This is a genomic window from Gemmatimonadales bacterium (genome assembly GCA_036500345.1).
Lineage (GTDB): Bacteria > Gemmatimonadota > Gemmatimonadetes > Gemmatimonadales > GWC2-71-9 > Palsa-1233.
The window spans coordinates 156,699-169,037 of sequence record DASYCE010000026.1 but is presented as its reverse complement, the minus strand read 5'-3'; the positions used below and the strand labels follow the sequence as shown (position 1 = coordinate 169,037).

The 12,339-nt window shown below is 65.4% G+C and carries 11 protein-coding genes; 6 read left to right on the top strand and 5 right to left on the bottom strand.

Going from position 1 to position 12,339, the window contains the following annotated elements; genetic code table 11:
* Positions 1–22: 22 nt before the first annotated feature.
* The 4 genes from VGM20_12005 to VGM20_11990 all read right to left on the bottom strand — a co-directional run bounded on the left by VGM20_12005 (position 23) and on the right by VGM20_11990 (position 4,412).
* The gene (locus VGM20_12005; protein HEY4101586.1) at positions 23–238 is read right to left on the bottom strand and encodes a hypothetical protein; all 216 of its coding nucleotides are present in this window, start codon (positions 236–238) and stop codon (positions 23–25) included.
* 93 nt (positions 239–331) lie between these two features.
* A complete protein-coding gene (locus tag VGM20_12000; protein HEY4101585.1) occupies positions 332–1,279 on the bottom strand; it encodes a serine/threonine-protein kinase in 948 nt (315 codons plus the stop codon).
* Positions 1,280–1,389: 110 nt separating this feature from the next.
* Positions 1,390–4,050 carry an ABC transporter permease gene (locus VGM20_11995; GenBank protein ID HEY4101584.1) on the bottom strand — a complete coding sequence of 887 codons (2,661 nt, stop codon included), beginning with the start codon at positions 4,048–4,050 and terminating at the stop codon, positions 1,390–1,392.
* On the bottom strand, positions 4,047–4,412 hold the full coding sequence (locus tag VGM20_11990) for a PadR family transcriptional regulator (GenBank protein HEY4101583.1): 366 nt from the start codon (positions 4,410–4,412) through the stop codon (positions 4,047–4,049). The genes VGM20_11995 and VGM20_11990 overlap by 4 nt, the downstream gene beginning before the upstream one ends.
* Positions 4,413–4,539: 127 nt before the next feature.
* Here VGM20_11990 and hisS point away from each other — a divergent pair, with 127 nt between their 5' ends.
* From hisS to VGM20_11965, 5 genes are all read left to right on the top strand, one after another.
* Positions 4,540–5,814: a histidine--tRNA ligase gene (gene hisS / locus VGM20_11985; GenBank protein ID HEY4101582.1), complete on the top strand. Its 1,275-nt coding sequence runs from the start codon at positions 4,540–4,542 to the stop codon at positions 5,812–5,814.
* Positions 5,807–7,252 carry a proline--tRNA ligase gene (proS, locus tag VGM20_11980; GenBank protein ID HEY4101581.1) on the top strand — a complete coding sequence of 482 codons (1,446 nt, stop codon included), beginning with the start codon at positions 5,807–5,809 and terminating at the stop codon, positions 7,250–7,252. Before hisS ends, proS begins: the two co-directional genes overlap by 8 nt.
* Positions 7,234–8,535 carry a diaminopimelate decarboxylase gene (gene lysA, locus VGM20_11975; protein ID HEY4101580.1) on the top strand — a complete coding sequence of 434 codons (1,302 nt, stop codon included), beginning with the start codon at positions 7,234–7,236 and terminating at the stop codon, positions 8,533–8,535. The genes proS and lysA overlap by 19 nt, the downstream gene beginning before the upstream one ends.
* Positions 8,532–10,088: a glutamine-hydrolyzing GMP synthase gene (gene guaA, locus VGM20_11970; protein ID HEY4101579.1), complete on the top strand. Its 1,557-nt coding sequence runs from the start codon at positions 8,532–8,534 to the stop codon at positions 10,086–10,088. The genes lysA and guaA overlap by 4 nt, the downstream gene beginning before the upstream one ends.
* A gap of 235 nt (positions 10,089–10,323) precedes the next feature.
* Positions 10,324–10,674, top strand: coding sequence for a hypothetical protein (locus tag VGM20_11965; protein ID HEY4101578.1), 351 nt, complete (start codon positions 10,324–10,326; stop codon positions 10,672–10,674).
* 67 nt (positions 10,675–10,741) lie between these two features.
* Here VGM20_11965 and VGM20_11960 read toward each other — a convergent pair whose 3' ends face one another.
* Positions 10,742–11,239 carry a PTS sugar transporter subunit IIA gene (locus VGM20_11960; protein HEY4101577.1) on the bottom strand — a complete coding sequence of 166 codons (498 nt, stop codon included), beginning with the start codon at positions 11,237–11,239 and terminating at the stop codon, positions 10,742–10,744.
* Between the two features lie 80 nt (positions 11,240–11,319).
* Between VGM20_11960 and dusB the strand changes: the two genes are divergently transcribed.
* A complete protein-coding gene (gene dusB / locus VGM20_11955) occupies positions 11,320–12,309 on the top strand; it encodes a tRNA dihydrouridine synthase DusB (GenBank protein HEY4101576.1) in 990 nt (329 codons plus the stop codon).
* Positions 12,310–12,339: the final 30 nt, after the last annotated feature.

Here is a 12,339-nt window from a genome sequence, read left to right as displayed (position 1 = left end):
ATCAGTACGCGTCGACCCCGCCCTACTTCTTCTCCTCCTCATCGTCCATCCCCCACCGCTGCCGCGGAATCCCGGACGCGCTCGACAACCGCCACAGGAACTTCAGCGGGCCGCCACCCTTCTTGGTGTCTTCCGGATTGAGTTCGATCGCGTCGATGTTCTGTCCCGACATCCGGCGCACCATTTCGCGCTGCTCGGGAGTCAGGACGATCCGCAGCTGTTCTTCTTCGTCGGCCATGAGAGTCCATCCATGTTGGTGGTGATCACCCGGTTCGTTCAGAGATAAATCGCCGCTGTCACGGCACCGTCACGATGTTTCCGATTGAGCAACTCAGCGCCGGAGCCAGCCGAACAACCCGCCACCGTCCGCTCGGCTCCTCGCCGCGCGCCAGAACGCCTCCCCAAACTGCGGCGCGGTCTGGTACCGGTCATCGGGATCGGGCTCCAGCGCCTTCGCCAGCACCGTTTCCACCGCTTTCGGGAACGCGAGGTCGGGACGCCGAGTCCGGATCGGAATCAAGTCGCCCTTGATCCGCGCGACCGCCATCTCGCGCAGCGTCTGCGCCTCCACAGGGAGCTGGCCGGTCAGCAACTCGTAGGTCATGAACGCCAGCGAGTAGATGTCGCTCCGCTGATCGAGCGCCTTGCCGCGCATCTGCTCTGGGCTCATGAACTCCGGCGTGCCCACCACCATCCCCGTCCGGGTGAGTTTCTGCCAGCCAGGGCTGCTCAGCCGCGCCGTCGCGAGTCCGAAATCGAGCAGAACTGCGCGCTCGGTCCCGTCACCGTTCGCCACGATCATCACATTCTCGGGCTTGAGATCGCGATGGACGATCCCCAGGTCGTGGGCGGCATGCAGACCGGCACTGATGTCGCGAACAAACGTCGCGGTGGATGCGAGATCGAGTTGCGCCGCCCGGTATGCTCGATCGCAGAGCGCCTCACCGGTGAGGAGCGGCATCACGACGTAGACGACGTCGCCGCGCTCGCCGATGCTGATGATGTTGCAGAGGTTGGGGTGGGTGAGTTGCGCGCCGAGGGCGGCCTCCTGTCGCAGGCGCGCCATCGACGTGGCGTCGGCAACGAGCGCGGCGTGGAGCACCTTCACGGCGACATCGACGCCGGATACGGCGTCATGTGCGCGATACACCGTCGCCATTCCGCCTTCGCCGATCTCTTCGGCGAGATGGAATCGGTCGTCAATGGTGCGCCCCGAGAGCGATTCTGGCGCGCGCGGCTTGCTGGCGTTCGGGTCTGGAGAGCCCGGCGATGCGGTCACGTGTTACAAGGTATCGCACCACGACGGCGTCACGGGAGCGCATCCGTGTCACGACATCGTCACACGGTGCGCTCCGGTGCGGCGTGCCAGTTCGCGGGTACCCCGCTATCTCATTCGGTCCGCAGCGCGGTGATCGGATCGACTCGTGTCGCATTCCACGCCGGAATGAGGCACGCCACCAGCGCCACCGCCGCCATGAAGAGTCCCACCACGACGAACGTGACGGTGTCGGTCGCAGAGACATCGAAGAGAATCGCCCGGACGAGTCGCGTCACGATCAGTGCGCCGACGAGCCCGGCGCCCACACCCGCCGCAGCCAGCGTCATCCCGCGCCGCAACACGATCGACAGCACGCCGCTCTTCGCGGCGCCAAGTGCCATGCGGATTGCCAGCTCGCGACGGCGCTCGGAGACGGAATACGACAGCACGCCATACGTCCCGATCGCGGCGAGGAGCAGCGCAATGGCACCGAAGCCGCTGAGCAGCTGCGCGAGGAAGTGCGGCCGGCTCGTCGCCGCGGCGAAGACGTCGTCCATGCTGCGGAAGCTCGAGATCGGAAGCTCCGGATCGACGTCCGCGAGCACGCTTCGAATCGGCGCCGCAAGCGCTGCCGTCGATTGAGTCGACCGCACCACGAGATTCATGTTGCGGGGAGTGAATCCCATATCCAGCGGCGTCTGGTCATAGTCGATGTATAGCTCGGTACCGACGCTCGCATCGAGCCCCTGCTGTTTCACATCCTTCACCACGCCGACGATGGTGAACACCGCCGGCGACCCACCGGGCTGCACCTGCCGGCCGATCGCGCTCTGTCCCGGGAAGAAGCGCTTGGCGAGCGCCTCATTCACCAGGACGACGGGCGGCTGCATCGGGCCGTCTCCCGGCTCGAATCCCCGACCCTGGACGACAGGGATCTTCATCGTGCCGAGGTACCCCGGTGTGACGAACTGCCAGTAGTCGACATTCTGCATCGGGATGTTCGGACCAGTCGGAAGCCCGATGAACTTGGTGTCGTTGGCGTTGATCGGTCGCTGCGGCGGGAGCCCGCTCATCGCCGCCACGTCTTTCACTCCGGGGATCGCCTTGATCCGGCTGATCACGCTCTCGAAGAGCGCGATGCGCCGGTTGCTGTCGGCATACTGCTGCGCGGGGAGGACCAGGTTGAAGGTGGTCAGGTTGCTCCGATCAAAGCCGGAATCGACCTGCATCAGCTTCCAGAACGACCGGATCGCGAGCCCCGCGCCGATGACCAGCATGACGGCGAGCGCCATCTCGGCGACGACCAGCGCGTTGCGCACCCGGTGCCGTGCCGTTCCGGCGGTGGTGCGCGACTCGCTGTTGCGCAGCGCGCCGCTTACCGATTCGCGGCGCACCTGCAGCAGCGGCACTGACCCGAAGACCAGCCCCGTTCCCACCGCCAGCACCACCGTGAACCCCAGGACCGCGAGATTGATGTGCACACTCGTTGCGCGCGGGATGCTGCCGCCGTTGGCTGCCAGGAGCGCGTGCAGCCCCCACTGCGCGACCACCACGCCGACGAGGCCGCCGGCAAGCGAAAGGATGACGCTTTCGGCGACGAACTGCCGAACCAGTCTCCATCGTCCCGCGCCGAGCGCTGCACGTACCATCAACTCCTTGCGCCGTGACTCGGCACGAACAAGAAGCAGGTTCGCCATGTTGGCGCAGGCAATCAGGAGCACCAGCCCGACCGCGCCCTGCAGGATCCAGAGCGCCGGACCGGCGCTTCCCACCATGTCGGCCTGCAGGTCGTCATAGCGCAACGCATGTTGCGGAGTTGGCGTGTGCAGGCGGCGCTGATTGGGCGCCACGGTGGCGGGGACGCCGTCGTCGGCTGCCCACCGCGCCAGTAGTGACTGAAGCTCGACTCGAGCGGTCGCCAGCGTCACTGTCGGCTTGAGCCGGCCCAGGAGATAGAGGAAATGGCCGCCGCGGAACTGATCGCGCTGCGCCGGGTCGTAGGTGAACGGCTGCCAGATGCGGATCCCCTGGTCGCGGAAGTCGAACGCCTTCGGCATGATCCCGACTACGGTGGTGGTCACGCCGTCGATGTCGATGCTGTGCCCCACAAGGCCACGATCTCCGCCATAGACCGACTGCCACACTTCGTACGATAGCACCGCCACCGGCGGCGCCTGCGGGTGCGAATCTGCCTCGGTGAATCCTCGACCGATCGCAGGTGCCACGCCAAGGGCGTGAAAGAGATCTCCGACCATCGCTGCCGACACCACGCGGGTCGGATGCGCGGTACCACCAACGTTCACGGCGCCGAGGGTGTACGCCGAGAGCGATGCGAAGGAGTGGTTCCGTTCGCTGAGATCGAGATACTCGCCGAGATCGATCGGGAAATGATCGAGATTCATCGCCGGGAAGCGGCTGGTGATGTAGATCAGTCGCTCCGGATGCGGGTATGGCAACGGGCGGAGCACCACGCCATCGATCACCGAGAAGATCGCGGTGTTGGCGCCGATGCCGAGGGCCATCGTCGCAATCGCGACCGCGGCGAAGAGCGGCACCCGGCGGAGCGAGCGGAAGGCGAACCGGAGATCCTGCATGATCCGCTCCCACGTGGCGCCGGCCCATCCGTCGCGCGTGACTTCCTTCACGTGGGCCAGGTTGCCGAACTCGCGGCGGGAGTTGTGTTTCGCGTCATCGGCGGATTCGCCTGCGGCGAGCCGGTCGCGCTTCGCCATCTCCAGATGACTGGCGAGTTCGGCGTCGAGTTCGTCATCGCGATCGTGTGGGCGGTTCACGCGTCCTCCTTGACCGGCGCTGCAAACATTCCGGCGATCGCCCGGCCCAGCTGCTCCCAGCGCGACCGTTCGATCGCGAGCTGGCGGGTGCCCGACGGGGTGAGCCGGTACACGCGCACCCGCTGGCCGTTTTCCGACGTCTCCCACGCGGCACTCACCCACCGTTGCCGCGCGAGGCGATGGAGGGCGGGGTAGAGCGACCCGGTGTCGACCTGGAGGACGCCGTCGGTGGTGGAGCGGATCAACTGCAACAGCCGGTAGCCGTGTGCCGGCCCCCAGCGGAGTGCCTGCAGGATGATCAGGTCGAGCGTTCCCTGGAGCACTTCGATCCGGGAATCGGAAGGGCGCGGCTTGCGGGGCACCGGAATCTCCTGGCGGAGGATGTAGACAGTCTACAGCCTAAGGATGTAAGACGTCTACACCCTTCAAATGGTTGCGGGAACGCCGTAAACCCTTCGCCGACCCCCCCTCCGCCATGTATCTTGGGCGATGATTTCCAAGGGTTTACCGGGTTTTCGCGACTTCTTTCCCGAGGAGTTCGCGCTCAGGGCGCACATCTTCCGCGTCTGGCGCGAAGTGGCGTCCCGGTATGGCTTCGAGGAGTACGACGGCCCCCCCCTCGAGCCGCTCGACCTCTACACCACCAAGAGCGGCGACGAGATCGTGGGCCAGCTGTACAACTTCACCGACAAGGGAGACCGGGAGGTCGCGCTCCGCCCCGAGATGACCCCGACGCTGGCCCGGATGGTCGGTGCCCGGGCCAACGGCCTCAAGAAGCCGATCAGATGGTTCTCGATCCCCCAGCTCTTCCGCTACGAGCGGCAACAGCGGGGCAGGCTGCGCGAGCACTTCCAGCTCAACTGCGACCTTCTGGGGGAGGCGGGGCCGCTTGCCGATGCGGAGATCATCGCGCTGGCGATCGACATGATGCGAGCGTTCGGGCTCGGGCCGGCGGATGTGCGGGTGAAGATCAGCGATCGACGCACGGTAGTCAGCGCAATTGAAGCAGTGACCAAGATTCCGGAGGCGACGCCTGCGATTCTGCGTGCTTTCGACCGACTTGGGAAGGACCGAGCCGGTGCGGAGGCGATGCTGGCGGACGAACTCACGCCGCCGTTAATGGCGTCAGTCTTGAGCCTCGTTGGCCCGTTCACTGGGGCAATTCCGACTGACTCCCATCTCGGGCGAACCATTCGGGGCGTCGAGGACCTGGGGCTAGGCGACTGGCTAGATGTCGACATGACCATCGTCCGAGGCCTCGCGTATTACACCGGCACCGTCTTCGAACTATTCGATGCCAAGGGCGAACTGCGCGCGATCTGCGGCGGCGGACGCTATGACAATCTGCTCGCCTCCCTCGGCGGCTCGGATCTCCCAGCCGTCGGCTTCGGGATGGGCGACGTCGTGCTCGGCGAGCTTCTGAAGGATCGCGGACTCCATCCCGCCGCGCCGTCGTCGATCGAGGTCTTCGTCGCGAGCGTGACGCCCGATGACGTCGCCGAGGTGCTGCGCGTCGCGCACCTCCTCCGCGACGCAGGTATTCGCGTCGAGTATGCCTTCACCAACGCCGCGGTCGGCAAGCAGCTCACCCTCGCCAATACACGCGGTGCGCGCGTCGCCGTCGTGATCGGGCCTGACGATCGGGCCCGCAATGAAGCGCAGATCAAGGATCTCAAGACAAAGACACAGGAAAGCGTGTCGCGCAGTGAGATCGTTGCCCGTGTGTCGTCCCTCGTCTCTCACTCTCCGATAAATCATGGCTGATTCGAAATCGCTCACCACGCGCGCAGAAGACTTCTCCGCCTGGTACAACGAAGTGATCATGAAGGCGGAGCTCGCCGACTATTCGCCGGTGCGCGGCTGCATGGTGATCCGTCCCAACGGCTACGCGATCTGGGAGGAGATGCAGGCGGCGCTCGACCGGATGTTCAAGGACACCGGCCACCAGAACGCCTACTTCCCGCTTTTCATCCCGCAATCGTTCCTCGCCAAGGAAGCGCAGCACGTCGAGGGATTCGCGCCGGAGACCGCGGTCGTGACGCATGGCGGCGGCAAGGAGCTCGAAGAACCGCTCGTCGTCCGCCCGACCTCGGAGACGATCATCTATGCGATGTACGGCAAGTGGATCCAGTCGTGGCGCGATCTCCCGCTCCTGATCAATCAGTGGGCGAACGTCGTCCGCTGGGAGCTTCGGACCCGCCTCTTCCTGCGCACCACCGAATTCCTCTGGCAGGAAGGGCACACCGCGCACGCCACGGAAGCCGAAGCCGAAGCGGAGACGCTGCTGATCCTCGGCATCTATCGCCGTTTCATGGAAGAGTGGATGGCCATGCCGGTGATCACCGGTCCGAAGACGGCGTCGGAGCGATTTGCCGGTGCGCTGCGCACCTATTCATGCGAAGCGCTGATGCAGGACAACAAGGCGCTGCAGGCGGGGACGTCGCACAACCTTGGACAGAACTTCGCCAAGGCGTTCGACGTGCAGTTCCAGACCGCCGATGGCGGGCTCGACCATGTCTGGAGCACGTCGTGGGGTGTCTCGACCCGCATGGTCGGCGGCCTGATCATGACGCACAGCGACGACAAGGGGCTCGTCTGTCCGCCGCGCCTGGCGCAGTGGCAGGTGGTCGTCATCCCGATCTGGAAATCGGATGAGGAGAAGAGCCAGACCTCTGCAGCCGCGGAGAATCTGGTCAAGGAGCTGCGCGCTGCGGGCGTTCGCGCAACGTCCGACCTGCGCGACATGAAGCCCGGCGCCAAGTACTACGAATGGGAAGCGCGCGGCGCCCCATTCCGCCTCGAGCTTGGGCCCCGCGACCTCGCCAACCAGAGTGCGATGCTCGCGCGTCGGCTCGGCGGCAAGGAAGCGGTGCCGCTTGCCGGGATCGCCGCACGGATTCATCAGGAAATGACGACGATGCAGCAGACGCTCTTCGATGCGGCCAAAGCGCGACAGGAAGCGGCGACGCTCCGCAACCCCAGGTCGAAGCAGGAATTCATCGACTTCATCGAAGGGAACGGCGGCTTCGTCTACGCCGGCTGGTGTGGCGATCCGGCGGTCGAAGCAGAGATCAAGGAGCAGACGAAGGCCACGATCCGCTGCCTCCCGATGGAAGAGTTCCGCAGCAATCCGGCGCCCGAGAAGTGCATCTGGACCGGCCGGCCAGCGACCGTTGAGGCGGTGTGGGCGCGGGCGTACTAGACTCGCGCCTGAGCGACGCCGGCCTCGCTCCGGGAAGCGACGGCGCGCTCGCTATGAGCGGGATTCCGCTGCCCGCCATCGCCGAGTCGGTTGGCACGCCTGCGTTTGTGTACGACGCGGCGACGATCCGCCGGCAGTTCGCACGTCTCGATGACGTCTTCGGCGAGATTCCGCATCGGATCTGCTACGCCGTCAAGGCGAATTCCAATCTCGCAATCCTGCGGATCTTCGCGACCCTCGGCGCCGGCGCCGACATCGTCTCTGGCGGTGAATTGCTTCGCGCGATCGCTGCCGGGTTCGATCCGTCGCGGATCATCTTCAGCGGCGTGGGGAAATCCGATGAAGAGCTCCTCGCCGCGATGGCCGCGGGTGTCGGTCACATCAACGTGGAGTCACTCGCCGAACTCGAGCGGATCGCGCTCCTGGTCGACATGCACGATTGCGATGTCACCATCGGCGTTCGCATCAATCCCGACGTCACCGCCGAAACGCATCCGTACATCACGACGGGGAAGGGCGGGCTCAAGTTCGGGATTCCTGTCGACCAGTTTGCCGACGTGCTGCGCGTGCTGGACAATACGTCGCGGATTCGCCTTGGCGCCGTCGCGATGCATATCGGATCGCAGTTGCTCAAGGCCGACCCGTACGCCGCGGGGATGGAGCGCCTTCTTGCGTTGCTCGACGTGGCCCGCCGCGCCGGGCACGCGCCCGACGTGCTCGACCTCGGTGGCGGAATCGGCATTCGCTATCAGGATGAAATCCCGCTTGATCCTATCGACTGGATCGAACCGCTCCGCACGATGATGACGCAGAGTGGCTGCACCATCCAGATCGAGCCCGGTCGGTTCCTGGTCGGAAGCGCCGGAGTGATGCTCACGCGCGTCCTCTACTGCAAGCACTCGGGCGGCCGCGAAATCGCGGTCGTGGATTCGGGGATGAACGATCTGGTGCGGCCGTCGCTCTACAAGGCGTGGCACGAGATCGTCCCGGTGGTTCCATCGGGTGCGGCGCCGATCAAGCTCGATGTCGTTGGGCCGGTCTGCGAGACCGGCGACTTCCTCGCCCTCGAACGACCAATGGCTCCCGTGGCCCAGGGCGATCTTCTCGCGGTGCTCGCCGCGGGTGCGTACGGTTTTGCGATGAGCTCCAACTACAACTCCCGCGCGCGCGCCGCCGAGGTGCTGGTCGATGCCGGACGCTGGGCAGTGGTGCGTCCGCGGGAGCGCCTTTCTGATCTGTTCCGCGACGAAATCGCCGACCCCTTTGCCACCGAGGATCCGTGAGCGCCCCCCATCCCGATGGAATCCTGATCGTCGACTTCGGATCGCAGTTTACGCAGCTGATCGCGCGGCGAATCCGCGAGCAGCGTGTCTATTGCGAAATCCAGCCGCCGTCGCGCGACGTGGCATGGATCCGAGGGTGGCGACCGAAAGGGGTGATCCTGTCGGGCGGCCCGAATTCGGTGTACGACGCCGGTGTCCCCACCGCGCAGCCGGAGTTGCTTGCGCTCGGTGTTCCGGTCCTCGGCCTCTGCTACGGGATGCAGGTGCTGGCGCAGCTTGCCGGTGGTCGAGTGGTCCCGGCTGCGCGGCGTGAGTACGGTCGTGCCGATGTGAAGGTCGAAGGCGGCGATCTCTTCAAGGGATTCGCATCCGGCGCCACCACACAGGTCTGGATGAGCCACGGCGACCACGTCGACGAGGCGCCTCCCGGGTGGCATGTGACGGCGTCGAGCGAGAATTCGCCGATCGCGGCAATTCAGCATGACGATCTTCCGCTGCACGCGGTGCAGTTCCACCCTGAGGTGGCGCACACGCCGCGCGGCGGCGAGATCCTGGCCAACTTCCTCTTCGATATCTGCGGCTGCAAGCCCGACTGGACGCCCGAGCATTTCGTCGACGGCGAAGTGAAGAAGATCCGGGAGCTGGTCGGTGATCGCCGCGTGATCTGCGGACTCTCGGGCGGCGTCGATTCGTCGGTTGCGGCGGCACTGGTGCATCGCGCCATCGGCAATCAACTCACCTGCATCTTCGTCGATCACGGCCTCCTCAGGCTCGGCGAACGCGAGCAGGTCGAGAGCACCTTCCGCCGGACGCTCGGCGTCGATCTCCGCACGGTCGATGCCTCGGCAGATTTTCTCGGCGACCTCGACGGCGTCACCGATCCGGAAACAAAGCGCAAGAAGATCGGGCATCGCTTCATCGACGTCTTCGAGCGCGAAGCGCGCGCGGTCGGCGGCGATGTCGGATTCCTGGTGCAGGGAACGCTCTACCCGGACGTGATCGAATCGACCTCGCCCACGGGTGGCCCGTCGGTCACGATCAAGACGCATCACAACGTTGGCGGGTTGCCCGAACGGCTGCCGTTCAAGTTGATCGAGCCGCTGCGTGAGCTCTTCAAGGACGAGGTGCGCCAGGTCGGGCGCGAACTCGGGTTGCCGGAGGATGTCGTCGGCAGGCATCCGTTCCCCGGTCCTGGACTCGCGATCAGGATACTTGGCGCGGTCACGCGGCCGAGTCTCGAGATCCTGCGCAAGGCCGATGCGATCTACCTCGAAGAGATTCGCGCAGCGGGACTCTACGATCAGATATGGCAGGCGTTTGCGGTGCTGCTGCCGATTCGCTCGGTCGGCGTCATGGGTGATGGACGGAGTTACGACCAGGTGATTGGGCTCCGCGCGGTGACATCGCGCGACGGAATGACGGCAGACTGGTTCCCGTTCCCGCCCGATGTGCTGGCGACGATCTCGAACCGGATCTCGAACGAGGTCGCTGGCGTCAATCGTGTGGTCTACGACGTGAGCAGCAAGCCGCCGGCGACGATCGAGTGGGAGTGACTGGCGCCGACGGCGCCAGTCATCCCGAAGGAGCGCCTGCCCCGAGCCTGTCGAGGGGCAGCGACTGAGGGATCGGGTTGCTTCGCGCTCTCAGGATTTGCGACCGCTGTACCGGCGTGCTACACTCCGCTGTCCCGATCAGGAGAACGCGATGTCCCGGCTAGTCTCCAAGGTGTCAGCGGTCGTGCTGGTCGCGGCAGTTCTCTCAACCGCCTGCGACTCTCAATCGGCGACGATGCCCGTCACCCCGGGCGTCACGGCAACGATCCTCTCCACGACGCCGGACTCCGGGGGTTACACGGTCTCCATCCGGTTGACCAACGGAGACTCTGCGGCAATCGCGTACAATCCAATCTGCCCGGGGATGATTGAGGCGTTCCGCGCCGGGGAGTGGGAGACCGTCACACTCCCCGTTCCATGCGCATCAATCGCGCAGGCACTGGATCCGACGAAGTCGGCCACGGTTCAGCTGACGAGACAGCTCGTCGCTTCGAGTGAGCAGATTCGATTTGTGGGTGAATGGTCGTTTCTCGATGGGCCGTTTGGCCAGAACCAGATGATCAGCGCGCCGGTCGCTGCGCAGTGACGCGAATGACAAGCCGATCCTTTCGTTCACGTTGCTCAGGAGGTGCGCTGTGCTCACCCTCCGCGCGCTACGCGGCCCGCTCGTCGAGGAGCGCGAAGAACTGATCTGGTGAAGTAAGTGCCGCGAGGCGGTCGGGGATGTCGTCGCCCTTGGCGAACTGGGCGAGGCGGCCCAGGACCGGGAGGTAGAGGTTGGAGACCTCGACCGGCGGCGCCACGATCAGGAAGAGATGGTGGACCGGCTGCTTGTCGATGGCATCGTAGGAAATTCCCCCCTCCGCAGAAACTCTCCCGTACGCCAGCCGGAGCTGCGGAATCACCGAGGCGCGGCAGTGCGGAATTGCAATCCCGCGCCCGACTCCGGTCGAGCCGAGTTCTTCGCGCCGATCGAGCAACTTCCGCAACGTCGTTGCGATCTCGGGATCGACCCCGAGGAGGCCGATCATCTCCTCGATCGCCGCCGGCTTGGCGGTGGCGGAGAGCTCGAGAGAGACCGCGTCGCGTGAGAAGAAGTCGCGGAGTTGCATCGCGGGGGTGAACGTAATGCCGAAGGTGAATCGGTACAACGCGTTAGATCCGATCGTGACGCCGTCAATCCAGCCCAGCCATTTGGCTCTCCCGGGGGCGCTTCCTTAGATTTCTCCCGATGAAGTTTCCGTACCGCACCAACGCCCAGATTCCCCTCTTTCTCGCGCCGATGGCGGGGGTCTCCGAGGCGCCGTTCCGCCGCATCTCGCGGGGGCTGGGCGCCGACGTGGTGTTGACGGAGTTCCTCAACTCCGAGGCGATCCGGCGGCGGATCTCGAAAACGCTGGAAGGGTGCGAATTCGACGAGGTCGAACGGCCGATCGGGATCCAGATCTACGGCGCCCACGCCGATGCGATGGCGGACGCGGCGGCGCTCGTCACCGAGCATTACCGTCCTGATTTCATCGATATCAATTTCGGCTGTCCGGTCAAGAAAGTCGTGCAGCGCAACGGCGGCTCAGGGTGCCTCCGCGACCTCGACCTGGTGGATGAAATCATCCGAGCCTGCGTCGGCGCGACCGATCTCCCAGTGACGGTCAAGACCCGCAGTGGCTGGTCGGACGAGACGCGCGATCCGGTTGGTATCGCGCTCCGGATGCAGGACGCTGGCGCCAAGGCGTTCACGCTCCACGCCCGGACCCGCACCCAGATGTTTTCGGGAGAGGCGCGATGGGACGACATCGCACGCGTCGTCGAGGCGCTCGATGTGCCGGTGATCGGCAACGGCGACATCACGTCGCCCGAGGATGTCTACCGGATGTGGCGCCACACCGGGTGCGCGGGGATCATGATCGGGCGCGGTTCGTTCGGAAATCCGTGGCTCTTCCGCGATGCCCGCGCGCTGCTCGATGGACACGACGTGCCGCCGGAGCCGGGAGCCCAGGAGAAGTTCGACGTTGCGCTCCAGCACGCGCGGCTGGCGATCGAACTGCAGGGCGATTCGCGGAAGACAGTGGTCGAATTCCGGAAGCACTTCGGATGGTACACGCGCGGACTGCACGGGTCGAGCGCCCTCCGCCAACACCTCTTTCAGGTCGAGACGATGGCCGAGGCAGAGCGGATTTTCAGCGAGTATCTGGAGCACGAAGCGCTGGCGACCGCCTTGTAGGCCAGCCGGTCCCTCGACTGCGCGACCTTC